Here is a 26,572-nt window from a genome sequence, read left to right on the forward strand (position 1 = left end):
GAACAGCCCACCCCGCCCGCTCCCGCGCACAGCACGCGGAAACGTCCAGACCCCTCGCGCCACGCGGTGCGGCAACGCCGCAATCAACCGCCCTCTTTGGAGCCGATGCCTTGAACCCCCTGACCACCAGCGCATTCGACCTTCCCGACCGCCTCTCCCCCAAGGCCGACCCCACCCTGATCGCCGACGACGAGCGGCACTTCGCGGCCATCGCGGAGTGCCTGGAGCAGTCGATCGCCGAGCTGACGGACCGTCTCGACGCCGCGCGCAGGGCGCCCGGCGGCAAGGGGCAGCAGGCGATGGACCGCGACATCGAGGTGCACCGGCTGACCGCGCGCCTGCGCACCCTGCGCCGCTTCGGTCTGGACCTGTGCCTGGGGCACATGGTCGACGCGGACACCGCCGAGCCGGTCTACATCGGGCGGCTCGGCCTGACGGACAGCAGGGGCCGTCGGCTGCTCCTCGACTGGCGCTCCCCCGCCGCCGAGCCGTTCTTCGGCGCCACCCACGCCAACCCGATGGGCCTGGCGAGCCGCCGTAGGTATCGCTGGACCGACGGCCGGATCAGTGACTACTGGGACGAGGTCTTCACCTCGGAAGGGTTCGGCGGGCACCACGCCGCCCTCGACGACCAGTCCGCCTTCATCGCCAGTCTGGGCAGCGACCGTTCGTCCCGCATGCGGGACGTGCTCGGCACCATCCAGGCCGACCAGGACGCCGTCATCCGTGCGGGATCCCGCGGCGCGCTCGTCGTCGACGGCGGTCCCGGCACCGGCAAGACCGTCGTCGCGCTCCACCGCTCCGCCTACCTCCTCCACTCCGACCCCCGCCTGGGTCACCGCCGGGGCGGCGTGCTCTTCGTCGGTCCCCACCGCCCGTATCTGACGTACGTCTCCGACGTCCTGCCCAGCCTCGGCGAGGAGGGCGTGCAGACCTGCATCCTGCGTGACCTCGTCGCCGAGGGCGCCACTGCGGCCGTCGAGGCCGACCCGGAGGTGGCCCGTCTGAAGTCGTCCGCGGACCTGGTGAAGGCGATCGAGAAGGCGGTCAGGTTCTACGAGGAGCCGCCCACCAAGGGCATGACGGTCACGACCCACTGGTCCGACATCTGGCTGAGCGCCGACGACTGGGCCATGGCGTTCGACGCGGCGGAACCCGGCACTCCGCACAACGAGGCACGCGGCCAGGTCTGGGAGGAACTGCTCACGATCCTGGCGGACAAGCACGAAGCCGACGCCTCGACCCAGGACGGCGAGGTTTCGGCCGCCCTGCTGCGCAGGTCGCTGACACAGAACAGGGAGCTGCTCACGGCCTTCAGCCGGGCGTGGCCACTGCTCGAAGCGGCGGACCTGGTGGGCGACTTGTGGTCGGTACCCGCCTATCTGCGCATGTGCGCTCCCTGGCTCGGCCGCGACGAGGTCCAGCGGCTCCAGCGCGCCAACGCCCAGGCCTGGACGGTGTCCGACCTGCCGCTCCTGGACGCGGCACGGCAGCGGCTCGGCGGCCCGGAGGCGGCACGGCGCAAGCGCCGCCACGAGGCCACTGTCGCCGCCGAACGCGAGCGTATGGACAGGGTCGTCGACAACCTGCTGGCGGCCCAGACCTACGACGACGGCGAAGGTGTCCTCGTCATGCTGCACGGACAGGACATGCGGAACTCCCTGGTCGACGACTCGGCCCTGCCCACGGCCGACCCGGACCTGCTCGCCGGCCCGTTCGCCCATATAGTCGTCGACGAGGCCCAGGAACTGACGGACGCCGAGTGGCAGATGCTGCTGCTCCGCTGCCCGTCCCGGAGCTTCACCATCGTCGGCGACCGCGCCCAGGCCAGGCACGGCTTCACCGAGTCATGGCGGGAACGACTCGAACGGGTCGGCTTCGGCCGCATCGACCTGGCCTCCCTCAGCATCAACTACCGGACGCCGGAAGAGATCATGGCGGAGGCCGAACCGGTCATCCGGACCGCGCTCCCGGACGCGAACGTACCGACGTCCATCCGCAGCACCGGCACCCCGGTCACCCACGGCTCCACGACGGACCTCGACACGATCCTCGACACCTGGCTCGCCGCGCACGCCGAGGGGATCGCCTGCGTGATCGGCGACCCCGCGTTCCGCCCGACGGACCGGGTCCGGTCACTGACCCCCGAGCTGTCCAAGGGCTTGGAGTTCGACCTGGTGATCCTGGTCGACCCGCGGAACTTCGGCGAGGGCATCGAGGGTGCGGTGGACCGCTATGTGGCGATGACGAGGGCGACGCAGCAGCTGGTCATCCTTGGAGAGAGCGCACTTCTTGAGAGGCGATGAGTGCACGTACCCAGGGGCGCGGGGCTGTATCGATCTGCGGCTCCGCCCTGGGGCACGACCAGCCACAGCGAACCCCGCACCCGCCCACATACGAGTCACCCCACCGACGAGTAGGCGACAACCCCCCGCAACAGCCCATCCACAGCCTTACGCGCACTCTTGGCCACCGTCGAGCCCTCCGCAGGAGAAGCCGCCGCGATCTGCCCGAGCACATCAATCACCTGCTTGCACCACCGCACGAAGTCACCGGCCGGCATCTCCGCCTCCCGCAACACCTCGTCGAGCCCCGTCCCGCTGGCCCACATGTACGCGGCCCAGGCGAACCCGAGATCCGGCTCACGCTGTCCGACCCCCTCGCTCTGCGTGATCCGGAAGTCCTCCTCAAGGGCATCGAGCCGCCCCCAGATCCGCACCATCTCACCGAGCGCTGCCTTGGCCTTGCCCGAGGGCAGCTTCGGGGCCATCGCATCGTCCCCGGCCCGCGCCTCGTACACCAACGCCGAGACGCAGGCGGCCAGTTCCGCCGGGCCGAGGCCTTCCCACACCCGTTCCCGCAGGCACTCGCTGGCGAGCAGGTCGAGTTCGCCGTAGAGCCGGGCGAGTCGCTTGCCGTGCTCGGTGACCTCGTCGCCGCGCAGATAGTCCAGTTCGGTCAACAGCGCCACAATGCGATCAAACGTACGGGCGATGGTGTTCGTGCGCCCCTCGATGCGGCGCTCCAGCTGTGAGGTGTCCCGCAGCAGCCGTTGGTAGCGCTCGGCCCAACGGGCGTGGTCCTCACGGTCGTTGCAGCCGTGGCAGGCGTGCGCGCGGATCGCCTTGCGGAGCCTGGCGATCTCCCGGTCGTCCGCCGCCTGCGAGCGCCGCTTGCGCTGCCGGTCCGGCGGGATGTGCCCGGCCTTGGTGCGCAGCGCGGAGGCGAGGTCCCGACGGGACTGCGGGGAGCGCGGGTTGAAGGACTTGGGGATCCGCATCCGCTCCAACGCCTCGACGGGGACGGGGAAGTCCATGGACGCCAGCCGCTTGACCTGCCGTTCGGCGGTCAGGACCAGCGGGCGCGGGCCGTCGTGGTGCTCGAAGCCGCGGTGGCCGTTGGACCGGCCGGCGGGCAGTCCCGGATCCAGCACGAGCGCGAGACCGGCGTACTTGCCCGTCGGAACATGGATGACGTCACCCGGCTTGAGCCTCTCCAGCGCGACCGCGGCCTCCGCGCGTCGCTGCGCCGCGCCTTCCCGGGCCAACTCGTTCTCACGGTCCTTGAGTTCGCGGCGCAGTCGCGCGTACTCCTCGAAGTCCCCGAGATGGCAGGTCATGGACTCCTTGTAACCGGACAGTCCTTCCTCGTTGCGCTGCACCTGCCGGGAGATCCCGACGACCGACTTGTCGGCCTGGAACTGCGCGAACGACGTCTCCAGCAGCTCGCGCGAGCGGTGCCGGCCGAACTGCTCGACCAGGTTGACCGCCATGTTGTACGACGGCTTGAAGCTGGACTTCAGCGGGTATGTGCGCGTGCCGGCCAGCCCGGCGAGGTGCTCGGGGCTGGAGCCGCGCTGCCACAGCACCACGGCGTGGCCCTCGACGTCGATGCCGCGGCGGCCCGCACGGCCGGTCAGCTGCGTGTACTCACCGGGCGTGATGTCGGCGTGCTGCTCACCGTTCCACTTGACGAGCTTCTCCAACACCACCGACCGGGCGGGCATGTTGATACCCAGCGCCAGCGTCTCCGTGGCGAACACGGCCTTCACCAGGCCGCGGACGAACAGCTCCTCGACGACCTCCTTGAAGGTCGGCAGCATGCCCGCGTGGTGAGCGGCTATACCGCGCTCCAGGCCTTCCAGCCATTCGTAGTAGCCGAGGACATGCAGATCCTCGGTCGGGATGGCCGCGGTGCGCTCCTCGACGAGGGCACGCACCTTCTCCCGGGCCTCGTCGTCGTTCAGCCGCAGTCCGGCGTGCAGGCACTGCTGTACGGCGGCCTCGCACGCGGCCCGGCTGAAGATGAAGGTGATCGCGGGCAGCAGCCCCTCGGCGTCGAGGCGTTCGATGACCTCGGGCCGCCCCGGCGTCCACACGCGGGACCGCTGTCTGCGCTCCCGCTCGCGATCGGCCTCCCGCATCGCGCGCCCGCGCCTGCGGTCCTGGTACGACGGCCTGGTCGCCTCCATCCGCGCCAGCCGCATGAGGTCGGGGTTGACGGCCTTCTTGTGGCCGTCGCCCTCCTCGAACAGGTCGTACATCCGGCGCCCGGCGAGCACGTGCTGGAACAGCGGTACGGGCCGGTGTTCGGAGACGATCACCTCGGTGTCGCCGCGGACGGTGTCGAGCCAGTCGCCGAACTCCTCGGCGTTCGACACGGTCGCCGACAGCGAGACGAGTGTGACCGACTCGGGGAGGTGAATGATCACCTCTTCCCAGACGGCGCCACGGAAGCGGTCGGAGAGGTAGTGCACCTCGTCCATGACCACGTAGCCGAGGCCGAGGAGGGTCTGCGACCCGGCGTACAGCATGTTCCGCAGCACCTCGGTCGTCATCACGACCACCGGGGCGTCGGAGTTGATGCTGTTGTCGCCGGTGAGCAGACCGACCATGCCGTCTCCGTAACGGCGGCACAGATCGGCGTACTTCTGGTTCGACAGCGCCTTGATGGGTGTCGTGTAGAAGCACTTCTTGCCCTGCATCAGGGCGAGGTGGACGGCGAACTCGCCCACGATCGTCTTGCCGGAGCCGGTGGGCGCGGCCACCAGAACGCCCTTCCCCGCCTCGAGCGCCTGGCAGGCCTCGATCTGGAAGGGGTCGAGGCCGAAGTCGTACATCTCGCGGAAGGAGGCGAGCGCGGTGGCCTGCTCGGCAGCGCGCCTGCGTGCTGCCGCGTACCGCTCGGCCGGTGAGAGGTCCTCTGTCATCGTGCTTTCGAGCGTACCGGGCGCCACTGACAACAGGACGATCATTATCCGGATCGGCACCCGACAAACCCGGGATCCCCGCAGCTCACGGCCGCACAGCGAAGACGGCCGGGTGCGCCGCGCAGGCGCCCCGGCCGTCCTGGCCCTGAATACCGCTTCTCTCAGGTCACGTCGTCATACCCGTTGACCCGCTCCGAGCTCGCCTGCTCGGGCAGCGCCCGGCTCGCGGAGACGGTCTCGACCTCGCCGATGGTCTCGGGGGTCAGGTCGAGGTCGGAGGCCTCGTCGTCATCGGGCCCCTCCGCCTCGCGGCGAGCGCGGCGCTTGTCGTTGAGGAGTGAGATGGCCGTCGCACCGAAGTAGAGGATCCAGATGGGGCCCGCGAGCGCCAGCATGGAGATCGGGTCGGTGCTGGGCGTGGCGATCGCCGCGAAGAGCGTGATGCCCATGATCATGCCGCGCCACCAGCCGGCCATCTTCTTGCCGGACAGCACGCCGCCGAAGTTCAGCATCACCAGCAGCAGCGGCAGTTCGAAAGAGAGGCCGAAGACGACGATCATCCGCATGATCAGCTGCAGGAGATCATCGAGGGGCAGCTGGTTGTCGCTGCCGATGATCGAGAACTCGAGCATCACCGACGCCATCTTGGGCAGCGACCAGTACGCGAAGTAGGCGCCCGTGAGGAACAACGGGAAGCCCGCGCCCACGAACGCGAGGCTGTACTTCTTCTCGTGCCGGTGCAGGCCGGGCGCCACGAACCCCCAGAGCTGGTAGAGCCACACGGGGGCCGCCAGCACCACACCTGACGACAGGGAGACCGTGAGGGCCAGTGTGAACGGGCTCAGCAGACCGTTCTGCACAATGCGCGCGCACTGGGTCTCATCGGTGTTCTTGGCCAGCTCGGCGAAGCTGAAGTCGCATCCCACCGCTTGGAGGATGGGATCCGTGAAGAACTGAATGATGTCCTTGTAGAAGAAGGCCGCCACGACCGTCGTGACGACGATCGCCAGCAGGCTCTTGACGAGCCGGTTGCGGAGCTCGCGCAAGTGCTCCGCGAGGGGCATCCGCCCCTCGGGATCCTTCTCCTTGTTGCGGGCAGACTTGAGCAACCCACGTCCTCATCTCGTGCGGAGGCCGGAGGCGTCCGGCCCTGCGTCAGCGCTTGGTGGTGTCCGTCGGCTCACTGACCGGGCGAGCGTTCGTCGCGTCGCCGGGGGCGGCCTGGATGATGCGCTGAGCCGGGGGCTGCTGGTCATCGCCGGCGTTGTTCGGCGGGTCGGCCGGCGCGGCGGCCTTGCCGTCGTCCTTCATCGCCTTCGCCTCGCTCTTCAGGATGCGCGCGGACTTGCCGAGCGAGCGCGCCATGTCCGGAAGCTTCTTCGCGCCGAACAGCAGGATGATGACGACGAGGATGAGAATGATCTCGGGGGCTCCGAGCCTTCCGAACATAAGTTTTACCTTCTCACCGAGGCGGCTGGGGGTGGGATGCTGTCCGACCGGTCGGACATGCGTCCGAACGATCGCGCTGACAGCGATCGTAACGCTCAGGGGTAAACGTGAGGCAATCCCCGTGCGTACTCCCTGTCCGCGGACCGAGCCTCGTTCTCCGGGCCGCGACCAGCAGCGTACCTGTCCCGCCCGCCAAGTTGACAGGGCGAAGTGGCCCAAAACGCACGCGACGCTGGTCTCACACCGAATACTTGAGCGGACTACAGGGAGTCCACAGCCCGGGCCGCGCTCGCGGTCGCCCGCTCCAGGTCCTCCGCCGCCCTGCTGATGCGCCGCGCGGAGTCCGTGACCTGCCGTCCGAGGCGCTGGGCCTCCAGGAAGACCCGCACGGCGAGCACACCGAGCACCACGAGACCCAGAAAACCCACAGCTACCGCGAACATCGGCCAGAACATGACGCCGAGCCTAGACCGTCCTACAGCGTGGAGTGCAGCCGCAGGGTGCTGACCCCGCCGCCCGTCAGCAGCTCGACGATCCGCTCGCCCGCGGGCTTCCGGACGGACGCCCCGCACTCGGGGCAGGTGAAGGAGTAGAACGTCGTACGGCTGCTAGCGCCGATGGCGAGTCGAAGGGCTTCGGCGGCGAGCTCGAAGCGACCCCGGCAGTCCGGGCAGCCCGCCTTGAACACCACCGGGGTCACGCTTCTCATCCCGGCGAACGCGGACGCCACCGTCATTTCCCGCACCCCGGACGTGGCCGACTCACTCAAAGCCCTGCTCCCGCCTGTCGCACCGCTGGTCCAACCGTCTGCCGAACTGCCCGCCGTACCGGTCCTGGCCTACTGTCCGTCCAGCACCGGGTGCGCCCCGTGAGCGCCATGCGCCTCGACCCCGTCGTACGCCGCGAGTGCCTCGCGGGCCGCCTGCCGGGCGCTGTCGGCCAGCTCGGGCGGCGAGACGATACGGCCGTCCCGCCCGAGCCGCAGCGCCAGGCGTCGCAGCGACGTCGGGTCAGGGGTGCGCAGAGTGATACGCAGCCCGCCGTCCGCCAGCTCATCCGCGCTGTCGTGCGGGTAGTACTCGGCGACCCAGCGCCCGCCCGGACCGACCTCGACGACGACCTCGGGATCCTCCGCGGCGGGCTGCACCAGCCCCTCCGACAGATCCCGCAGCTCGATCTCCGGCGGCGCGGACGGCTCGTCCAGGATCCTGATCTCGGCGACCCTGTCGAGCCGGAAGGTACGGCGCGCCTCCGAGCGGCGGCACCACGCCTCGACGTAGGTGTGCCCCACGCTGACCAGGCGGATCGGGTCGATCTCGCGCTCGGTGACCTCGTCCCGGGCAGGCGAGTAGTAGCGGATCCACAGCCGCCGCCGCTCCGAGATGGCGCGGTCGACGTCGGCGAAGACACCGCCCTCGGACTCGAAGGTCACCGACAGCCGGGAGCTGGCGCCGGCCGCCTCCCCCGCCGCGGCCTCCACCTTGGCGGTCGCCCGCAGCAGCGCCTGCCGGTCGCTCTCACGCAGTCCGGGCAGCGTGGACACGGCTCGCGCGGCCACCAGCAGCGCCGTGGCCTCGTCGGCGGCAAGCCGCAGCGGCTCGGCCACGTCGTCGGGGTTGTGCCACCAGATGCGCTCGCCGTCGGTGTCGATGTCGAGCAGGTCGCCGCCACGGAAACTGGTGCCGCACATGGGCAGCACGTCGAGGTCCGAGACCAGCTCGTCCTCGGAGATACCGAAGGCACGCGCGACGTCCTCGACGCGGGCGCCTGGACGCTCCTTCAGATATGTCACCAGCGAGAGCATCCGCCGGGTCTGGTCGATGGCGTTGACGGGCCTGACCGGTTTGCCTGCCACTGTGTCGCTCCGCTCCCCCTCAGCCCTTGGCCACGGCACGCAGCCGGTCCACCACATCGGCCCGCAACTCCGCGGGCTCCAGGACCACCACATCGGGCCCGAACTCCACCAGCCAGGCATCCAGCCCATGGCCGTACGGAATCTCCAACTCGTCCCAGCCGTCCCCGAGTTCCCGCACCGCCGTGGCCTTCGCCCGAAGGGGGTAGCCCGCGTCGGTACGCAGCCGGATCAGCGCGGAACGGTCGGCGGTCTCCCCCGCCCAGCTCGCCACGGTCTCCCGCACGGTGACGACGTCGGGGACCGGCGCGGTGAACCGCGTACCACGCGAACGCACCTTGCCCGTGATCCGGGACAACCGGAACACCCGCTCCGCGCCGCGGTCCCGGTCCCAGCCCGCCAGGTACCAGTGGCCGCGCCAGCACTCCAGCGCCCACGGCTCGACATGCCGCGGCTCGGGGCGGGCGGCGGTGGCCTTGCGGTAGTCGAACAGGACCGGGCGGCGGTCCCGGCAGGCCAGCATCAGCGGCTCGAAAGCGGCCTCGTGCACCGGAATACGGGGCTCCAGCGCGCCATGCGCCTCGTACGGGTCGACGTCCTCGGGCAGCCCGGCCGCGCGCAGTTTCTGCAGCGCGCCACTGGCCGCGCCCGCGAGCCGGACCTGCTGCCACACCTTGGCCGCCAGCCCCAGAGCGGCGGCCTCCTCGGCGTCCAGAGTGATGGGCGGCAGGCGGTTGCTGTCACGGCGGGCCAGATAGCCGACCTCGCCGTCAAGGTTCTCCACCGTCTCGATGACCAGACCGAGCTCGCGCAAGTCGTCCTTGTCGCGCTCGAACATCCGGTTGAAGGAGTCGTCGGAGCCGGCCTCCAGATAGGCCTCGATGGACTCACGCAGCTCGCGCTTGCTCAGCGGCCGCCGCGTCCCGAGCAGACACAGCGCCAGGTTCATGAGCCGCTCGGCCTTGGCAATGGCCATCGACGCCCTTCGCCTTCCCTATGGTGCTTACGGACGATGACCGTACCGCTCCGCGGTGGCCTGGCAAAAGCCGAGGGCCCATGCCCGGACAGGCATGGGCCCCAGGTAGTCGGGTCCGGTCGTACACCGATCAGCCGTACGCCGATCGGAAGCGACCGCCGGACACGACGATCAGACGCCGAGCAGGTCGACCACGAAGATCAGCGTCTCGCCGGGCTTGATCGCCGGGGTCGGGCTCTGGTTGCCGTAGGCGAGGTGGGCCGGGATGGTCAGCTGGCGGCGGCCACCGACCTTCATGCCCTGCACGCCCTGGTCCCAGCCCTTGATGACACGGCCGCCACCCAGCGGGAAGCGGAACGGCGTACCGCGGTTCCAGCTGGCGTCGAACTCCTCGCCCGTGCTGAAGGCGACACCCACATAGTGCACAGTGACGGTCTGGCCGGCCTGCGCGACCTCGCCGTCACCCTCCCAGATGTCCTTGATCTCGAGGTCCGCCGGGGGCTCGCCGCCCGGGAAGTCGATCTCGGGCTTGTCGATGCTCACTTCATCACTCCTTGTTGCGTGATCCAAGTCGCGAAACGGACTCAGGGACACCTCGGTCAGACGACGTCGAGGATATCCACCACGAAGACCAGTGTGTTCTTGGCCAGCTCACTGTCGGGGCTGGCCCCGTAACCGAGAGAGGGCGGGATCACCAGCAGTACCCGGTCGCCCACGTTCTTGCCGACGAGGCCCTGGTCCCAGCCTGCCACCACGGAGCCGGTGCCGATCTGGAAAGCGGTCGCACCACCGTGGTCCCAGGAGGAGTCGAACTTCTTGCCGTCCTCCCACTTGACCCCGGTGTACTGGGCCACCAGGCCCTGACCGGCCTCGACCTTCTTGCCGTCGCCCTTGATCAGCACCTGCTGCTTGAGGTCCTTGGGGGCCTTGGTGTTCTTGGGGATCGTGACCGTCGCCGCCTTCTGCGACGGAGCCGACACCTCCGGCATGCCCGCCGCGGGGGCCGCCTGCTCGCCCTTGACCTCGGCCTTGGCGTCGACCGTGGCGGCACCGGCCACGTCGAGCACCCAGATCAGTACGTCCTTCTCGGTGAGACCGGAGGACGGGTTCAGACCCTCGCCGATCAGATCACCCGCGGTCCCCTGCACAAGAATCCGGCTGCCCGGCTTCTTTCCCTTGACGGCGTCAAGGACCTTCGCGGGCAGCTGCTGGCTCGGCTTGCCCAGCTGCTCGACGGACTGCCGCCGGGGCGTGTCGCCGCTCGCCGCGGCCTGCCAGGTGCCTCCCAGCTCCTTGTCGTCGCCCCACTTCTCGACGGTCCAGTCCAGCCGGACGAAATCGGAGGCCTTGATCGCCGCTCCGCTCCCCTTGGAGACCGTCTCGATCACGGTCTTACCGGCCGGCTCGCCGTCCTTCGGGCTGGAGATCTCGGGCTTCTCCCCGACCTTCCCGTCGACCTCGGCGACCGCTCCCGCCTGGGCCCCGTCGCTGTCGCTGTCGCCGTCCGATCCGCACGCGGCGGTGAACAACAGAGCGGGCACGGCCAGCAGCGCCGCGATGCGGCGTTTCGTGTTGTAGTTCATCAGTCCCACTGGGCTAGGGGGTGGCGGGCAATGGCCGCCACTTTACGACGTACGCGCTCCCGGCACCGGTCACCGCACGACACGCCGCTACCCGGATCCCATTTCCGGCCCGCGCGACTTCACCGCGCGCCCGCCGCACACAAACACAGAAACGTCCGGTGTCCGGAGGTATCACCACCTCCGGACACCGGACGTCCTGAACGAAATGACGCCGAGACGACCGCGACCCGGTCACATACCGGCGATCAGCTTCTCCACCCGATCGTCCACCGAACGGAACGGGTCCTTGCACAACACCGTGCGCTGCGCCTGGTCGTTGAGCTTGAGATGCACCCAGTCGACGGTGAAGTCCCGGCGCTGTTCCTGGGCCCTGCGGATGAAGTCACCGCGCAGCCGGGCCCGAGTGGTCTGCGGCGGAACGGACTTGCCCTCGAAGATCTTCAAGTCGTTGCAGATACGGGCGGCTTGCCCCTTCTTCTCCAGCAGGTAGTACAGGCCACGGCGACGGTGGATGTCGTGGTAGGCGAGGTCTATCTGCGCGACCCGCGGATGCGACATGGTCATGTTGTGCTTGGCCCGGTACCGCTCGATCAGCTTGTACTTCATGACCCAGTCGATCTCGGTACCGATCCGGTCGAGATCCTCGGCCTCGATCGCGTCCAGCGTGCGGCCCCACAGCTCCAGGACCTGCTCGACCGTGCCCGTGCGAATGCCACGGCGCTCACAGAAGTCCACGGCCTTCTCGTAGTACTCGCGCTGCACCTCCAGCGCCGACGCCTCCCGGCCACTGGCCAGGCGCACCTTACGGCGACCGGTGATGTCATGGCTGACCTCGCGGATCGCCCGGATCGGGTTCTCCAGGGTCAGATCACGCATCACCGTGCCCGCCTCGATCATGCGCAGCACCAGATCGGTCGCACCGACCTTGAGCAGCATGGTCGTCTCGGACATGTTCGAGTCGCCCACGATCACATGCAGACGACGGTAACGCTCGGCATCCGCGTGCGGCTCGTCACGCGTGTTGATGATCGGCCGGGAACGGGTCGTCGCCGAGGAGACGCCCTCCCAGATGTGCTCCGCCCGCTGACTGACGCAGTACACCGCACCACGCGGAGTCTGCAGCACCTTCCCGGCGCCGCACAGCAGCTGCCGGGTGACAAGGAACGGGATGAGGATGTCCGCGAGCCGGGAGAACTCGCCATGGCGTGCCACCAGATAGTTCTCATGGCATCCGTACGAGTTGCCCGCCGAGTCGGTGTTGTTCTTGAAGAGGTAGACGTCGCCCGCGATTCCCTCCTCGTGCAGGCGTCGTTCCGCGTCCACCAGGAGTCCTTCGAGAATGCGCTCGCCTGCTTTGTCGTGGGTGACCAGTTCGGTCACATTGTCACATTCGGGTGTCGCGTATTCCGGATGTGAGCCCACGTCGAGATAGAGGCGGGCGCCATTGCGCAGAAAGACATTGCTGCTACGGCCCCATGACACGACACGGCGGAAGAGGTACCGCGCCACCTCGTCAGGCGACAGGCGGCGCTGTCCCCTGAACGTGCACGTGACGCCGTACTCGTTCTCCAGCCCGAAAATGCGGCGGTCCATGACTGAACATTACGCCCGATCCCCCGAGCTGAAACGGGGTTCGACAGCACGGTTTGGATCATTTTCCGATGAAGCCGCAACCACCGCACCCCTGGCAGGAGCTGCGAGGACCCCTCCCGTGGCCAGCAGGACCAGCAACGACACCGCCCCCGCGGCACTCGGCACGGCGAACCCCCACAACGCCCCGCCCGCCTCGACGACCGGCCCCGCCAGGCCCGTTCCCACCGACGCACCCACCGTGAACGTCGTCACCAGCCAGGAGAACGCCTCGGTGACCGTCCCACGCGGCGCATGCCGGTCCACCAGCACGAACGCACAAGCGATGCACGGCGCGAGAAACACCCCCGCGAGCACCGCCAGCAACGTCATCGCGACCACACCCGGCATCAGCATCAACGGCAGATAACACACCGCCAGAAGCGCCACCAGCAAACGCAGTCGCCGCGCCGGCTCACCGCCCCACTGCCGCGCCCCGTACACCACACCACCGACCAGCGCACCCAGCCCCACGCCCGCCATCAACCAGCCGTACACCACGTCACCGCCGTTGTCGTCCGCGTACGACACGGCCGCCACCGCGATCGACCCGAGCGCCATCCCGATGAACAGGAACGAGGCCAGCAACGCCAGCAGCCCCGGCGAACGCAACGCCCCCAGCCAGTGCGCCTCACGCGGCGCCGAACGCCACGCGCGCGAAGGCGGCGACACCACCACCGACAGCGCCCCCAGCACCCCGATGACATTCAGCACCAGCAGCGCCGCCTGCGCCGACCACACCGACGCACACAGCGTCAACAGCAACGGCCCGACCGTGAACATGATTTCCTGCGCCACCGCGTCCATCGCATACGCCGTGTGCACCTGGCCCTCCTTGTGGAGGACCGACGACCACAGCGCCCGCAGACCGCCCTCCAAAGGCGGCGTGAACAGCCCGGCGGCCGCCACGGCCGCATAGGCGAGCGGCAGCGGCCCGATACCCACGAAGGCGAACCCGGCCATCGCCACAGCCGAAGCCACCGCCGCCGGCAACTGCACCCGCGGCTGCCCGTACACATCCACCAGCCGCCCCAGCACCGGCTGACCCACCGCGTTGGCGACCCCGTACACCGCCGCCAGCCCCCCGGCCAGACTGTACGAGCCCCCCTCCGCGCGCACGAACAGCACGATCGCCAGCGCGGCCACCGCGTTCGGCAACCGGCCCACGAGCGTGCCGACGAGCAGCCGGGCGGCATGCCTCGCCCTGAGGACCTCCAGGTATGCGCCGGTCATCAGCCGCGCCGCCCTCCACCTAGGTTTTACGTATAACGTCCTCCGTCATACGTACCATGTGCGCTGTTCACGAGTCCAGACGAAGGAGCACGCGGACGGTGGCACACGGCAGCACCCGCCCCACCAGCCGAGACGTCGCCCAGGCAGCAGGCGTCTCCCAGGCCGCGGTCTCCCTCGTACTCGGCGACAAATGGCGCGGACGCGTCTCCGCCACCACCGCCGAACGCGTCCGCCAAGCCGCCCGCGAACTCGGCTACCGGCCCAACCTCGCCGCCCGGAACCTACGCCTCGGCCGCACCCGCACCGTACTGCTCGTCGTCCCCGCCCTCACCACCGAATTCTTCGCCGGCGTCTACACCGGCGCCGCCCGCATCGCCGCCCAGCACGGCTTCGGCGTCGTCCTCTACCCCTCCCCCGAAGGCATCGGCCCCGCCCGCGACCCCTTCGCCTCCGCACAAGCAGCCCTCGACGGCGTCATCGCCTCCTCCATGGCCGCCGACGCCCTCACCGCCATCCGCGGCGACCAACTCCCCCTCGTCATGCTCGACAGCGACCCCACAGGCAGCCTCGGCGCCGCCACCGTCAACCTCGACATCACCGACGGCATCCGCCAGGTCACCGACCACCTGCTGAGCCTCGGCCACCGGCGCTTCCTCCACCTCGCCGCCGACGTGCCCTCCTGGACCTTCGACGCACGCGCACGCGAACTCGCCACACGACTCGGCGACACGCCCGGCACCTCACTGCTCACCGTCCGCGCACCCATCGCCATCGAGGACGCCCGCACCGCCACCGAAACCGCCCTCGCCGCCCAAGGCCCCCGCCCCACCGCGATCGTCTGCGACGACGACAAACTCGCCGCCGGCGCCTACAAAGCCGCACGCCGCCTCGGACTCCGCATCCCCGACGACCTCTCCATCACCGGCCTCGACGACCTCGCCCTCGCCACCGCCATCGACCCGGAACTCACCACCGTCCGACTCGACGCCGAGCTCTTCGGTGAACGCGGCATGCAAGCCCTCCTCGCCGTCCTGGAAGGCCGCGAACCCGAAGAGGGCGACATTCCCGTCGAGCTCGTCGTACGAGGCTCCACAGCGCCGCCCAGCACGGTGTAGAGCCCGCCAGGAAAGGCCTGTGCCCCCGACCGAGAGATTCGGCCGGGGGCACAACACAGGCGGGTCAGGCGGGACTACTCCTCGGAACTACCGGACTCCTCCGAGTCCTCCCCGTTGTCAGCACTCTCGGCCTCGGTGGACGCACCATTGGCCTCCAGCAGCCGCGCCAACTGACGACCGACAATCCGCTTGAACTTGCGCGACTGCGGACGCGTACGGTCCAGCACCGCGACCTCCAGGCGCTCCGTCGGGATCTCCCGCTGCGTACCGTTCGACTCACGGGACAACGCCTGCACAGCCAGCGCCAGAGCCTCGGCCAGACTCATGCCGTCCTGATGCCGCTGGTCAAGGAAATTGCTGATCAGCTCGGCATTACCACCGACCGCGACCGAACCGTGCTCATCCACGATCGAACCGTCATGCGGCAACCGATAAATCTGGTCACCCTCAGGCGTCTCACCCACCTCGGCGACAACCAGCTCCACCTCATACGGCTTCTCCGCCGCCGAAGAGAAGATCGTGCCCAGCGTCTGCGCATAGACGTTCGCCAGACCACGAGCCGTCACATCATCACGGTCATAGGTGTAACCACGAAGATCGGCGTACCGCACACCACCGATCCGCAGATTCTCGTACTCGTTGTACTTACCGGCGGCCGCGAAACCGATCCGGTCATAGATCTCGCTGAACTTGTGCAGCGCACGGGACGGGTTCTCACCGACGAACACGATGCCGTCGGCATACTGCAGCACGACCAGGCTGCGACCACGCGCGATGCCCTTACGGGCGTACTCCGCCCGGTCGGCCATGGCCTGCTGGGGGGAGACATAGAACGGCGTCGACACCGGTTATCCGTCCCTTTCTGTCGAAGTCACAGGATCACCTAGATAAGACCGAACCGCCGCTACAGCAGCGCGGCCCGCGGGCCGTCAGGCTGCTCCAGACGCCGCTCCAGAATGGAACGGGCGATCTCCGAGGACTCCTCATCGGTGAGCCTGCGGAAACCGTCGTCAGTGATCACCGTGACGATCGGGTAGATCCGGCGGGCGACATCGGGACCACCGGTCGCCGAGTCGTCGTCAGCCGCGTCATACAGGGCCTGCACCACGAGCGTCGTGGCCTCGGCCTCAGTCAGGTCATTACGGAAGAGCTTCTTCATGGCACCACGCGCGAAGATCGACCCCGAGCCGGTGGCGGCGTACCCCTGCTCCTCGGAACGACCACCGGTCACGTCATAGGAGAAGATCCGCCCCTTCCCCCGATCCACGTCATACCCCGCGAACAGCGGCACCACGGCCAGCCCCTGCATCGCCATCCCCAGGTTCGACCGGATCATGGTCGACAGCCGGTTCGCCTTACCCTCCAGCGACAGCTGAGCACCCTCGACCTTCTCGAAGTGCTCCAGCTCCAACTGGAAGAGCTTCACCATCTCGACGGCCAGACCGGCGGTACCGGCGATACCGACGGCCGAGTACTCGTCGGCCGGGAAGACCTTCTCGATATCCCGCTGCGCGATGACGTTCCCCATGGTCGCCCGCCGGTCACCGGCCAGCACGACACCGCCGGGGAACGTCGCGGCCACGATCGTGGTGCCGTGCGGCGCCTCGATCACGCCCTGCGTGGGCGGGAGTTGACGGTTACCGGGCAGCATCTCGGGCTGGTGCTCCGAGAGGAAATCCATGAACGAGGACGACCCAGGCGTCAGGAAGGCAGCTGGTAGACGCCCGGTGCTACGAGTGTTGGCTTCCACGCGTTTCCTTCCAGGTAGTCGGCAGCTCGGTTCATCGCTTCGGGATCGTCCCTCAACAAGCCGAGGCCGGAATTGCAGTTGAAGCACAGTACGCCACGGACCCTACCCGTCTCGTGGCAATGATCCACATGAACGGCGGGAGCCGTCAGGCAGATCGCGCAGAGCCCTTTCTGTGCGGCGATCATCTCGTCTCGCTCGACGAGTGTGATCCCGTACTTACGGCGGAGGTGCTGTGCGGGTGCAGCCGCTGCCCTACATGCCTTACAGCGGCTGGCCAAGCCATCGTCGGCGCTCCGCTTGCGGTGGAACCCGCTGCGCGGCCTCGTTTCCCCGCATGCCGAACACCGTTTGTGCCCCTCGGGCACCTCCCTGGAAGGCGTCCTTTGCTCCGGCGCCCTGGAGTGGTAGTTCGTCCGGCACTCTCGACAGTGCCGCTGCAACCCATCAAGGTTGGAGCGCTTGCGGGCGAAGGCTGCATGCGACTTGGTCTCGCCGCACCGCACACAGCGCTTCATGCCCTCTTCGCTTGCCAACTTCCAAGCCCCCGAAACCTTCGATCCGAAGGTTACTCGCCGCCTTTCTGAACGAAACTACGGACGAAGTCCTCTGCGTTCTCCTCGAGGACATCGTCAATCTCGTCCAGAACCGAGTCGACGTCATCACTCAGCTTCTCTTGCCGCTCCTTGAGGTCCTCAGAAGCCTGCGTCTCCGCCGCCTGCTCCTCGACCTCCTCAGTAGAGCGCGTGGCCTTCTGCTGTCCGCCGCCGGTGTCCTTGGTTGCCATATCCCTCACCCCGCTCATTTCGCCCGACATGGTCGACAGGTCGGCTTTCCTGCCGATCGGTGATGATCAGACCCTACAAGCCGGGTCTGACATCGGCCCCGCAGTTTCTCCAACGTACGGGGGCCATCTCGATGATTCCCGGACGCCGGGTTTTCCACCCTGTTCGGCCGACGTCCGGTCGGTGGGTTCCGAGTACCCCTCAGTTGCCTGACAGGACCCTGACCAGGTCTTCCGCCGTGCGACAGCGGTCCAGGAGCTCCTTGACGTGATTTCGCGTTCCGCGAAGGGGTTCGAGGGTTGGAACGCGCTGGAGGGAGTCCCGGCCGGGCAGGTCGAAGATGACCGAGTCCCAGGAGGCCGCGGCGACGTCGTCGGCGTACTGCTCCAGGCAGCGTCCGCGGAAGTAGGCGCGGGTGTCCTCCGGCGGCTTGGCCTTGGCCCGCTCGACGGCTTCCTCGTCCATGAGGCGCTTCATGCGGCCTCGGGCAGCCAGGCGGTTGTAGAGGCCCTTCTCGGGGCGTACGTCGGCGTACTGGAGGTCGAGAAGGTGGAGCTTCGCGGCGTCCCAGTCGAGGTCGTCGCGGCGTCGGTAGCCCTCCATGAGTTCGCGCTTGGCGACCCAGTCGAGTTCGCCGGCGAGGCTCATGGGGTCCCGCTCCAGGCGGTTCAGGGTGTCTTCCCAGCGGGACAGGACGTCCTTGGTCTGCTCGTCCGCGTCGGCGCCGAAGCGCTCCTCCACGTACTTGCGCGACAGCTCGTAGTACTCCATCTGGAGCTGGACCGCGGTGAGTGTGCGGCCGCTACGGAGTGTGATGAGCCGTTGGAGTGACGGGTCGTGGGACACCTGATGGAGGGTGCGGACGGGTTGGTCGACGGCGAGGTCCACGGCGATGAAGCCGTCCTCGATCATGGAGAGGACGAGGGCCGTGGTGCCGAGCTTCAGGTAGGTCGAGATCTCGGACAGGTTGGCGTCGCCGATGATCACGTGGAGGCGGCGGTATTTTTCCGCGTCGGCGTGCGGCTCGTCTCGGGTGTTGATGATGGGGCGCTTCAGGGTGGTTTCCAGCCCTACCTCGACTTCGAAGTAGTCGGCGCGCTGGCTGAGCTGGAAGCCGTGTTCGTGTCCGTCCTGGCCGATGCCGACGCGGCCGGCGCCGGTGACGACCTGGCGGGAGACGAAGAAGGGGGTGAGGTGGCGCACGATGTCGGAGAAGGGGGTTTCCCGCTTCATCAGGTAGTTCTCGTGCGTGCCGTAGGAGGCGCCCTTGTTGTCGGTGTTGTTCTTGTAGAGGTGGATCGGCTGGGCGCCGGGTAGCTGTGCCGCCCGTTCGGCGGCTTCGGCCATGATGCGCTCGCCGGCCTTGTCCCAGAGCACGGCGTCCCGTGGGTTGGTGACCTCGGGTGCGCTGTATTCGGGGTGTGCGTGGTCGACGTAGAGGCGTGCTCCGTTGGTGAGGATGACGTTGGCGAGGCCGATGTCCTCGTCGGTGAGCTGGCTGGAGTCGGCGGCCTCGCGGGCGAGGTCGAAGCCTCGCGCGTCGCGCAGCGGGTTCTCCTCCTCGAAGTCCCAGCGGGCCCTGCGGGCCCGGTGCATCGCCGCCGCGTAGGCGTTGACGATCTGGGATGAGGTGAGCATGGCATTGGCGTTGGGGTGGCCGGGGACGGAGATCCCGTACTCCGTCTCGATGCCCATTACTCGCCGTACGGTCATGCGGCCCTCCTTGCCCGGCGGCGCCCTCGGTCGGGGGTGCCGCTCAAGTACCGCTGGCGCTCCGGTGCGTGTGCGGTGCCCGTCCCCGCACTGCGCGACTCGGCGGTATGGAAGAGCCTAGAACGCCTTTGCGCTGGTGGGGAGATCATTTGCGTCATTGCGTTGCTCGCGTTTGTGCCGACGGTGGCCGGAAAAACAGTCGGCTGCGGGTACCCGGTGGGGGCACCCGCAGCCGCCCTGTCTTTTACAGGTACTGACCGGTGTTTGCCACCGTGTCGATGGAGCGTCCGGTGTCTGCGCCCTGCTTTCCGGTGATGAGGGTGCGGATGTAGACGATCCGTTCGCCCTTCTTTCCGGAGATGCGGGCCCAGTCGTCGGGGTTGGTGGTGTTGGGCAGGTCCTCGTTCTCCTTGAACTCGTCCACGCAGGCCTGGAGGAGGTGGGAGACGCGGAGGCCCTTCTGGTTGTGTTCGAGGAAGTCCTTGATCGCCATCTTCTTGGCGCGGCCGACGATGTTTTCGATCATGGCGCCGGAGTTGAAGTCCTTGAAGTAGAGGACTTCCTTGTCTCCGTTGGCGTAGGTGACTTCCAGGAAGCGGTTTTCCTCGGATTCGGCGTACATCTGCTCGACGGCGGTCTGGATCATGCTCTGGACCGTGGTCGCCTTGCTGCCGCCGTGCTCGCCGAGGTCTTCGGAGTGCAGTGGGAGGCGTTCTGTGAGGTACTTGCCGAAGATGTCCTTGGCGGCCTCGGCGTCAGGACGTTCGATTTTGATCTTCACGTCCAGGCGGCCGGGGCGCAGGATGGCCGGGTCGATCATGTCCTCGCGGTTGGAGGCGCCGATCACGACCACGTTCTGCAGGCCCTCGACACCGTCGATCTCGGCGAGCAGCTGGGGGACGATGGTGTTTTCCACGTCCGAGCTGACGCCGGAGCCGCGGGTGCGGAAGAGGGATTCCATCTCGTCGAAGAAGACGATGACGGGTGTGCCTTCGCTGGCCTTCTCACGTGCGCGTTGGAAGACGAGTCGGATCTGCCGTTCGGTTTCGCCGACGTACTTGTTGAGGAGCTCGGGGCCCTTGATGTTGAGGAAGAAGCTCTTGCCTTGGGCTTGGCCGGTGACTTCGGCGACCTTTTTGGCCAGCGAGTTGGCGACGGCCTTGGCGATGAGTGTCTTGCCGCATCCGGGGGGGCCGTAGAGGAGGACGCCCTTGGGTGGGCGTAGTTCGTGCTCCTTGAACAGGTCGGGGTAGAGGTAGGGCAGCTCGACCGCGTCGCGGATCATTTCGATCTGGCCGCCCAGGCCGCCGATCTGTTCGTAGCCGATGTCGGGGACTTCTTCGAGGACGAGTTCCTCGACCTCGCTCTTCGGAACGATTTCGTAGACGTAGCCGGAGCGGGGTTCGAGCAGGAGGGCGTCGCCGGGTCGGATGGTGACGTCCAGCAGCGGCTCGGCGAGCCGTACCACCCGTTCCTCGTCGGTGTGCCCGAGCACCAGGGCGCGTTCGCCGTCCTCGAGGATCTCCTTGAGGGTGACGATGTCCCCGACGCGTTCGAACTCCATGGCTTCGACCACGTTGAGTGCTTCGTTGAGCATCAGTTCCTGGCCGCGCCTGAGGTCGTCGAGTTCGACGCTCGGGCTGACGTTCACGCGGAGTTTGCGGCCTCCGGTGAAGATGTCGGCGGTGCCGTCCTCGTTGGCTTGCAGGAAGACACCGAAGCCGGCCGGTGGCTGTGCGAGCCGGTCGACTTCTTCCTTGAGGGCCACGATCTGGTCGCGGGCCTCACGGAGCGTGTTGGCGAGTCGCTCGTTCTGTGCGGACACGCCGGCCAGGTTTGTCTGCAGCTCGACGATCCGCTCCTCGAGAATCCTCGTGTGCCGCGGAGAGTCGGCGAGCTTGCGTCGCAGGACGGCGATCTCCTGCTCAAGGTAGGCGATCTGCCCGGCCGGGTCGTCGGACCCTCGTCCCGGGCGGATGCCGCGGTTCATGTCGTCGTCGTGGGCTGCCACGGTCCTCACCTCCTCCAAGGGGAGCTGGACGCTTCCAGACCCTACCTGGGTGGGTGTCGATTGAAACCCCTAGATCACAAAGACTGTCGAGGTGTGTCCGATCTTCACCCTTGCGCTCTCCCTCACGCCAGGGGAATACCCACCGAACATGATTGGAAAGCCGCCGCAGGTAGGCTCGAAGCGTTCAACACCCGTCAGAGCTGGCCGGATTCCCGTTCGGCTCGACGTAGTCAACGGCAGGAGAGATGAGCGTGGAGCAGGCGGCCGGGGTCGAGGGTCAGGCGCTGGAGGTCTGGATCGATCAGGATCTCTGTACGGGTGACGGTATCTGCGCGCAGTACGCGCCTGAGGTGTTCGAGCTGGACATCGATGGTCTGGCGTATGTGAAGAGCGGCGAGGACGAGCTGCTGCAGGCCAAGGGGGCCACTACGCCTGTGCCGTTGCCGCTTCTCACGGATGTGGTGGACTCGGCGAAGGAGTGTCCGGGCGACTGCATCCATGTGCGTCGCGTTTCGGACAAGGTCGAGGTGTACGGTCCGGACGCCGAGTGACCTTTCGCGTACGGCGTGTTACGACTGTCTGATTTCTCACACGTGCTGGTGGCGTGGGTCAGACGCTGTGCGCACCGGCGGGTGTCGAGCGGACGAACGCGTCGTTCTTCCACTGCCATTTCGCGCTGTTCTTCACGTCGGGGCAGCAACGGGGTACGTCGTCGGTGGAGTAGCTGAGCAGGTCGGCGATGACGGCTCCGTCTCGGACGGTGATGTCACTGACGGTAGTGCTGTCTTTCGGGTCGACGAGGGTCGCGACGATGCGGGGCGTGGCCGACTCGGTGCCGTGGGTGAGGATGTAGATGCCGTCGGGCGGGGTGCCCATGGGGGCGTCGCAGTGCACGACGGCCACGGTTTCGGGGCTGGCGTCGCCGTCCAGGTCGCCGGTGGCCTTTTTGACCACGATCGCCTTCACCGGGCCGCATTCGAGCGGGAAGTCGACGCCGGCGGGGTCGGGGGGCGCGAGGGCCGCGGGGGCGTGCTTCGTCTCCGGTCCTGCTGTCTGGGCCGCTGTCGCCGAGTTGGGCTGCAGGAGCGAGGAGAGGGCTACGACGCCGGCGACCGCTGTGGCGGTGGCGAGCCAGTGGATGGGGCGGGTGTGGGTGTGTGCCAGTTCCGGGACGGCGGATTGCTGCACTAGGAGCGTCTCCTGTGAGGGCTGTGCCGGTGGGGTGGCCAGCATGGTGCCACACGTCACAGTGCGGGGGAACGGCGGGGTGTGGAGTTCCGGTGCGGGTGTCCGGTGGTTGGGGGTGCGCAGGGGGCGTGCGGTGTGGTGCGACGTTCGGATTTGCGGGTTGTCGGTTGTTGCTCGCGTCAACAGAAAGGCGCTGTGGTCGAGTTCCTGGTGCTGTTCCGGGAACTCGACCACAGCGCTTGTACGTTGATCGTGGTGCGGGGCCGGCTCAGCGGCCGGCGCCTCTGTCGGCGTTGGGGCCTTCGTAGTCTTCGCCGTAGGCGCCCTTGGCGGGGCGGCGGCGGCGCATGGGGGGTTCGACTCCGTCGGCGAGGCGGCGGGCGGTGAGCAGGAAGCCGGTGTGGCCGATCATCCGGTGGTCGGGGCGGACGGCCAGGCCTTCGATGTGCCAGTTGCGGATCATCGTCTCCCAGGCGGTCGGCTCGTTGAAGCAGCCGATTTCGCGGATGGACTCGACGGTCCGGGCGAGCTGGGTGGTGGTGGCGACGTAGCAGCAGAGGATGCCGCCGGGGACGAGGGCCTTGGAGACGGCTTCCAGGCATTCCCAGGGGGCGAGCATGTCGAGGATGACGCGGTCGACGTCGGTGTCGGACAGGTTGTCCTGGAGGTCGCCGACGGTGAGCTGCCAGGCGGGGTGGGGACCGCCGAAGTAGCGCTCGACGTTCTGCTGGGCGATCTCGGCGAAGTCCTCGCGGCGCTCGTAGCTGTGCAGCATGCCCTGGTCGCCGATGGCGCGCAGCAGGAAGCTGCTGAGCGAGCCGGAGCCGACGCCGGCCTCGACGACGCGTGCGCCGGGGAAGATGTCGGCGAAGGCGAGGATCTGCCCCGCGTCCTTGGGGTAGACCACGGCGGCGCCGCGGGGCATGGACAGGACGTAGTCGGGGAGCAGGGGGCGCAGCGCAAGGTAGGCGACGTTCCCGGTGGTGCGGACAACGCTGCCCTCGGGTGCGCCGATCAGTTCGTCGTGCGGGAAGGAACCCTTGTGGGTGTGGAAGTTCTTCCCGGCTTCGAGCGTGAACGTGTAGTGGCGGCCCTTGGGGTCGGTCAGCTGAACCTGGTCCCCGACCTTGAAGGGCCCGCGCCTGCGGGCGGCACCGGTCGGTTCGGACATGTGAACAGCCTACCGGGGTTTGTGGGGGCCGCCGACCACGCGGAAGCGGGAGCTCCGCTTCAGGAGGGCGGGTGTCAGTTGGGCCTTGCCATCGCCTTGACGAAGGCGCGCTCCACGTCGGCGGCGGACAGGACGCCGTAGATCTCGCCGGTCTCCTCCACGACCAGGTATTCGGTCGCGGGGGCGGCTCGGAGGGCGTCCAGGAGGTCCTCTCCCGCGAGTTCGGCGGAGACGCGCATGTCGTCGGTGAGGTCCTGGGCGAGGCCGCTGACGGCGACCCAGGGGCGGCGGTGTTCGGGGACGCCGACGATGGCGGCTTCGCGGACGAGGGAGAGGGGGTTTCCGTCGGCGTCGACGACGACGAGGGCGCGGGCGCCGGCGGCGTTGGCGCGGCGCAGGGCTTCGGAGAGGGGGGTGTCGGTCTCGACGGGGACGGCGCGGCGGGTGAGGGTGCGGGCGCGCAGTTCGGGGAGGTGTTCGCGCAGGCGGGCCATGCGGAGGCTGTTGCCTGCGCCGGTCCAGATGATCGCGGCGAGGATGGCGGCGAGCAGGGCGTCCATGACGGTGTCCATGCCGACGTTGTCGACGGCGTCGGAGCCGAGGGCGCCGGACTGGGTGAGCCAGGGGAGTCCGACGAGGACGGAGACGGCGAGGGCGCGGCCGACCCAGGCTGCGGCGATGGTGCCGGTCATGGGCTTGCCGGTGATCTTCCAGACGATCGCGCGGAGCATGCGGCCGCCGTCGAGGGGCAGGCCGGGGAGCAGGTTGAAGGCGGCGACGATGAGGTTGGAGATCATCAGGCCGGCGAGGAGGACGCCGGGGACGGTGCCGGGTTCGACGGGCTGCATGGCGGCGTAGAAGACGCCGGCGAGGACGAGGGAGAGCAGGGGTCCGACGAAGGCGAGGACGAACTCGCGGCCGGGTGTCTCGGCTTCCTTCTCGATTTCGGAGACCCCGCCGAAGAACTGGAGCTGGATGCGGCGCACGGGCAGCTTGAAGCGGAGTGCGGCGACGGTGTGGGCGAGTTCGTGGACGAGGACGGAGGCGTAGAAGGCGACGGCGAAGAAGAGCGAGACGAGGTAGCGGGCGGCGCCGAGCTCGGGCAGGACGCGGTCGAGCTGTCCGCCGAACACCCAGGTGATGAGGGCGGCGACGAGGAACCAGCTGGGGGCGACGTACACGGGTACGCCGAAGGGGCGTCCCATGAGGAGCCCGCCGCGGGGTTCCTTGGGGCGCGGGGGCGGTTGGCCCTTCGTGGTGCCGGAGTGGGCGAGGGTGCGGTCGTGGGTGTCGGGGGTGTGGTGGGGGTAGGGCGCGGTGGGTTGTTGATCCGGCGTGGTGGGGGACTGCGGGCTGGGGCGCCGGTCGCTGTCGGGAGCGTGCGCGGGCTCTTGGGTGGGGGCGTGCGCGGGCTCGTGGGCGGGGGGCGTCTCCGCCCCGGGTTCGGAGGGCGACACCGGTGCCGTGGGGTTGTGGGCCGCGGGGGTGTGAGGGGCGTCGGCGGGACCGAGCCGGGTCGCTGCGTCGTCGGCGGTGGCGTCTTGCGCCTGCTGGGCCGCCTCACCGCTGGTGGCCGCGTCATCGGCGTCCGTGGCCTGTTCGGCGGTCGGGGCCGGGTCGGGGCGTGCGGGGTCGGTGGCCGGGGCCCTACGGTCTGCTCGGCGCTCGGTCGACTCGTCGGTGCCGGACCGCGGCTGCCCGCTCCCGCCGCTCTCGTCCACGGTGTCCCCTCGTTCGAAACGTCTTCCGCGCCTGCCGGGCGGATGGGTCTGGGTCGATGGTATGCGGCCGTCGCGGCGCGTTCCGCCCCGGCACCCCTCTCTGTTTCCCCGGCTGTCCCTGCCGTAACGGCCGCGACTGGGTCACTGTCAGTGGCGGGCCGTAAGGTCTGTGGGCATGGAGACGAGCACGGAGGGTGCCGCGGCGGGCTGCGGCGGTGACGGCGCGCCGGTGGCAGGGCCGGCGGCGGACGAGTACCCAGCAGGAGCGGACAGTACGGCGGCGGTGGTCGAGGCGGGTGAGGGCGCGGCCACGGCGGGCGGCATGGTCGTCCGCTCCGCCATAGCGCCGGCCTCGCTGTCTCCCTCGCGTGCCAGCGACTTCATGCAGTGTCCGCTGCTCTACCGGTTCCGGGTGATCGACCGGCTGCCGGAGAAGCCGAGTGCGGCGGCGACGAAGGGCACGCTGGTGCACGCGGTGCTGGAGCGGCTCTTCGACGCCCCGGCGGCCGAGCGGACGGCTCCGCGCGCCAAGTCGCTCATTCCCGGCCAGTGGGACCGCTTGCGGGAGAGCAGGCCGGAGGTCGTGGAGCTGTTCGCGGACGATCCCGAGGGCGAGCGGCTGGCGACGTGGCTGGGTGAGGCGGAGCGGCTTGTCGAGCGGTGGTTCGGGCTCGAGGATCCGACCCGGCTGGAGCCGGCCGAGCGCGAGTTGTTCGTGGAGGCGGAGCTGGATTCGGGGCTGCGGTTGCGCGGCATCATCGACCGTGTCGACGTGGCGCCCACCGGTGAGGTGCGGATCGTCGACTACAAGACGGGCAAGGCACCGCGGCCCGAGTACTCCGAGGGCGCGCTGTTCCAGATGAAGTTCTACGCGCTCGTCGTCTGGCGGCTGAAGAACGTGATTCCGCGTCGGCTGCAGCTCGTCTATCTCGGTAGTGGTGACGTGCTGACGTACGACCCCGTGCTCGCCGATCTGGAGCGGGTCGAGCGCAAGCTGCTGGCGCTGTGGGAGGCGATCCGGGAGGCGACGGAGACGGGTGTCTGGCGGCCCCGGCCGACGAAGTTGTGCGGCTGGTGCGATCACCAGGCCCACTGCCCGGAATTCGGCGGCACTCCCCCGCCCTATCCGTTGCCGGTCAGGGCGGGCGAGTCCGGTGCCGGCCCGCAGGGCAGAATGGGGCCGGACTAGC

24 protein-coding genes are annotated in these 26,572 nt (G+C 68.5%); 4 read left to right on the forward strand and 20 right to left on the reverse strand.

Going from position 1 to position 26,572, the window contains the following annotated elements; genetic code table 11:
* The first annotated feature begins 110 nt into the window (after positions 1 to 110).
* Positions 111 to 2,306, forward strand: coding sequence for an RNA polymerase recycling motor ATPase HelR (helR, locus tag ABIE67_RS10250; protein WP_370255982.1), 2,196 nt, complete (start codon positions 111 to 113; stop codon positions 2,304 to 2,306).
* Between the two features lie 95 nt (positions 2,307 to 2,401).
* On the opposite strand, the gene ABIE67_RS10255 is transcribed toward helR, so the two are convergent.
* The 11 genes from ABIE67_RS10255 to ABIE67_RS10305 form a co-directional block, all read right to left on the reverse strand.
* On the reverse strand, positions 2,402 to 5,254 hold the full coding sequence (locus tag ABIE67_RS10255; RefSeq protein WP_370268425.1) for a DEAD/DEAH box helicase: 2,853 nt from the start codon (positions 5,252 to 5,254) through the stop codon (positions 2,402 to 2,404).
* 116 nt (positions 5,255 to 5,370) lie between these two features.
* Positions 5,371 to 6,318, reverse strand: coding sequence for a twin-arginine translocase subunit TatC (gene tatC, locus ABIE67_RS10260; protein ID WP_370255983.1), 948 nt, complete (start codon positions 6,316 to 6,318; stop codon positions 5,371 to 5,373).
* 46 nt (positions 6,319 to 6,364) lie between these two features.
* A complete protein-coding gene (gene tatA / locus ABIE67_RS10265; protein ID WP_370255984.1) occupies positions 6,365 to 6,658 on the reverse strand; it encodes a Sec-independent protein translocase subunit TatA in 294 nt (97 codons plus the stop codon).
* Positions 6,659 to 6,918: 260 nt separating this feature from the next.
* On the reverse strand, positions 6,919 to 7,113 hold the full coding sequence (locus ABIE67_RS10270) for a hypothetical protein (protein ID WP_030053360.1): 195 nt from the start codon (positions 7,111 to 7,113) through the stop codon (positions 6,919 to 6,921).
* A 20-nt stretch (positions 7,114 to 7,133) separates the two neighbouring features.
* Positions 7,134 to 7,427 carry a hypothetical protein gene (locus ABIE67_RS10275; RefSeq protein WP_370255985.1) on the reverse strand — a complete coding sequence of 98 codons (294 nt, stop codon included), beginning with the start codon at positions 7,425 to 7,427 and terminating at the stop codon, positions 7,134 to 7,136.
* Between the two features lie 69 nt (positions 7,428 to 7,496).
* Complete coding sequence (locus tag ABIE67_RS10280) at positions 7,497 to 8,513, reverse strand: helix-turn-helix transcriptional regulator (RefSeq protein WP_370255986.1); 1,017 nt, start codon at positions 8,511 to 8,513, stop codon at positions 7,497 to 7,499.
* Positions 8,514 to 8,532: 19 nt separating this feature from the next.
* Entirely contained in the window at positions 8,533 to 9,486 is a 954-nt protein-coding gene (locus ABIE67_RS10285; protein WP_370255987.1) for a helix-turn-helix transcriptional regulator, read from the reverse strand.
* 171 nt (positions 9,487 to 9,657) lie between these two features.
* Positions 9,658 to 10,029, reverse strand: a complete 372-nt coding sequence (locus tag ABIE67_RS10290) for an FKBP-type peptidyl-prolyl cis-trans isomerase (protein ID WP_030835713.1) — start codon at positions 10,027 to 10,029, stop codon at positions 9,658 to 9,660.
* A 56-nt stretch (positions 10,030 to 10,085) separates the two neighbouring features.
* Complete coding sequence (locus ABIE67_RS10295; RefSeq protein WP_370255989.1) at positions 10,086 to 11,069, reverse strand: FKBP-type peptidyl-prolyl cis-trans isomerase; 984 nt, start codon at positions 11,067 to 11,069, stop codon at positions 10,086 to 10,088.
* A 231-nt stretch (positions 11,070 to 11,300) separates the two neighbouring features.
* Entirely contained in the window at positions 11,301 to 12,662 is a 1,362-nt protein-coding gene (gene pafA / locus ABIE67_RS10300; RefSeq protein WP_028801611.1) for a Pup--protein ligase, read from the reverse strand.
* A 9-nt stretch (positions 12,663 to 12,671) separates the two neighbouring features.
* Positions 12,672 to 13,931 carry an MFS transporter gene (locus tag ABIE67_RS10305; RefSeq protein ID WP_370255993.1) on the reverse strand — a complete coding sequence of 420 codons (1,260 nt, stop codon included), beginning with the start codon at positions 13,929 to 13,931 and terminating at the stop codon, positions 12,672 to 12,674.
* A 98-nt stretch (positions 13,932 to 14,029) separates the two neighbouring features.
* On the opposite strand from ABIE67_RS10305, the gene ABIE67_RS10310 reads away from it, so the two are divergent.
* Positions 14,030 to 15,046, forward strand: a complete 1,017-nt coding sequence (locus ABIE67_RS10310; protein ID WP_370255994.1) for a LacI family DNA-binding transcriptional regulator — start codon at positions 14,030 to 14,032, stop codon at positions 15,044 to 15,046.
* A gap of 74 nt (positions 15,047 to 15,120) precedes the next feature.
* On the opposite strand, the gene prcA is transcribed toward ABIE67_RS10310, so the two are convergent.
* From prcA to arc, 6 genes are all read right to left on the reverse strand, one after another.
* Positions 15,121 to 15,891 carry a proteasome subunit alpha gene (prcA, locus tag ABIE67_RS10315; RefSeq protein ID WP_370255996.1) on the reverse strand — a complete coding sequence of 257 codons (771 nt, stop codon included), beginning with the start codon at positions 15,889 to 15,891 and terminating at the stop codon, positions 15,121 to 15,123.
* Between the two features lie 59 nt (positions 15,892 to 15,950).
* On the reverse strand, positions 15,951 to 16,796 hold the full coding sequence (prcB, locus tag ABIE67_RS10320) for a proteasome subunit beta (RefSeq protein ID WP_370255997.1): 846 nt from the start codon (positions 16,794 to 16,796) through the stop codon (positions 15,951 to 15,953).
* Positions 16,748 to 17,311 carry an endonuclease VII domain-containing protein gene (locus ABIE67_RS10325; RefSeq protein WP_370268428.1) on the reverse strand — a complete coding sequence of 188 codons (564 nt, stop codon included), beginning with the start codon at positions 17,309 to 17,311 and terminating at the stop codon, positions 16,748 to 16,750. Before ABIE67_RS10325 ends, prcB begins: the two co-directional genes overlap by 49 nt.
* A gap of 50 nt (positions 17,312 to 17,361) precedes the next feature.
* Complete coding sequence (locus ABIE67_RS10330) at positions 17,362 to 17,580, reverse strand: ubiquitin-like protein Pup (protein WP_030955201.1); 219 nt, start codon at positions 17,578 to 17,580, stop codon at positions 17,362 to 17,364.
* A gap of 199 nt (positions 17,581 to 17,779) precedes the next feature.
* Positions 17,780 to 19,291: a depupylase/deamidase Dop gene (dop, locus tag ABIE67_RS10335; RefSeq protein ID WP_370255998.1), complete on the reverse strand. Its 1,512-nt coding sequence runs from the start codon at positions 19,289 to 19,291 to the stop codon at positions 17,780 to 17,782.
* Positions 19,292 to 19,535: 244 nt separating this feature from the next.
* Positions 19,536 to 21,302 (reverse strand): proteasome ATPase, encoded by a 1,767-nt coding sequence (arc, locus tag ABIE67_RS10340; RefSeq protein WP_234764746.1) that lies wholly within the window; start codon positions 21,300 to 21,302, stop codon positions 19,536 to 19,538.
* Between the two features lie 245 nt (positions 21,303 to 21,547).
* On the opposite strand from arc, the gene ABIE67_RS10345 reads away from it, so the two are divergent.
* Positions 21,548 to 21,853 carry a ferredoxin gene (locus ABIE67_RS10345; protein WP_370255999.1) on the forward strand — a complete coding sequence of 102 codons (306 nt, stop codon included), beginning with the start codon at positions 21,548 to 21,550 and terminating at the stop codon, positions 21,851 to 21,853.
* A 58-nt stretch (positions 21,854 to 21,911) separates the two neighbouring features.
* On the opposite strand, the gene ABIE67_RS10350 is transcribed toward ABIE67_RS10345, so the two are convergent.
* The 3 genes from ABIE67_RS10350 to ABIE67_RS10360 all read right to left on the reverse strand — a co-directional run bounded on the left by ABIE67_RS10350 (position 21,912) and on the right by ABIE67_RS10360 (position 25,382).
* Positions 21,912 to 22,490, reverse strand: coding sequence for a hypothetical protein (locus ABIE67_RS10350; protein ID WP_370256000.1), 579 nt, complete (start codon positions 22,488 to 22,490; stop codon positions 21,912 to 21,914).
* 268 nt (positions 22,491 to 22,758) lie between these two features.
* Positions 22,759 to 23,661: a tRNA (adenine-N1)-methyltransferase gene (locus ABIE67_RS10355; protein WP_370256001.1), complete on the reverse strand. Its 903-nt coding sequence runs from the start codon at positions 23,659 to 23,661 to the stop codon at positions 22,759 to 22,761.
* A 74-nt stretch (positions 23,662 to 23,735) separates the two neighbouring features.
* Entirely contained in the window at positions 23,736 to 25,382 is a 1,647-nt protein-coding gene (locus ABIE67_RS10360) for a site-2 protease family protein (protein ID WP_370256002.1), read from the reverse strand.
* 175 nt (positions 25,383 to 25,557) lie between these two features.
* Between ABIE67_RS10360 and ABIE67_RS10365 the strand changes: the two genes are divergently transcribed.
* Positions 25,558 to 26,571, forward strand: a complete 1,014-nt coding sequence (locus ABIE67_RS10365; protein ID WP_370256003.1) for a RecB family exonuclease — start codon at positions 25,558 to 25,560, stop codon at positions 26,569 to 26,571.
* Position 26,572 lies beyond the last annotated feature (1 nt).

Origin of the sequence: Streptomyces sp. V4I8 (assembly GCF_041261225.1) — a bacterium.
Lineage (GTDB): Bacteria > Actinomycetota > Actinomycetes > Streptomycetales > Streptomycetaceae > Streptomyces.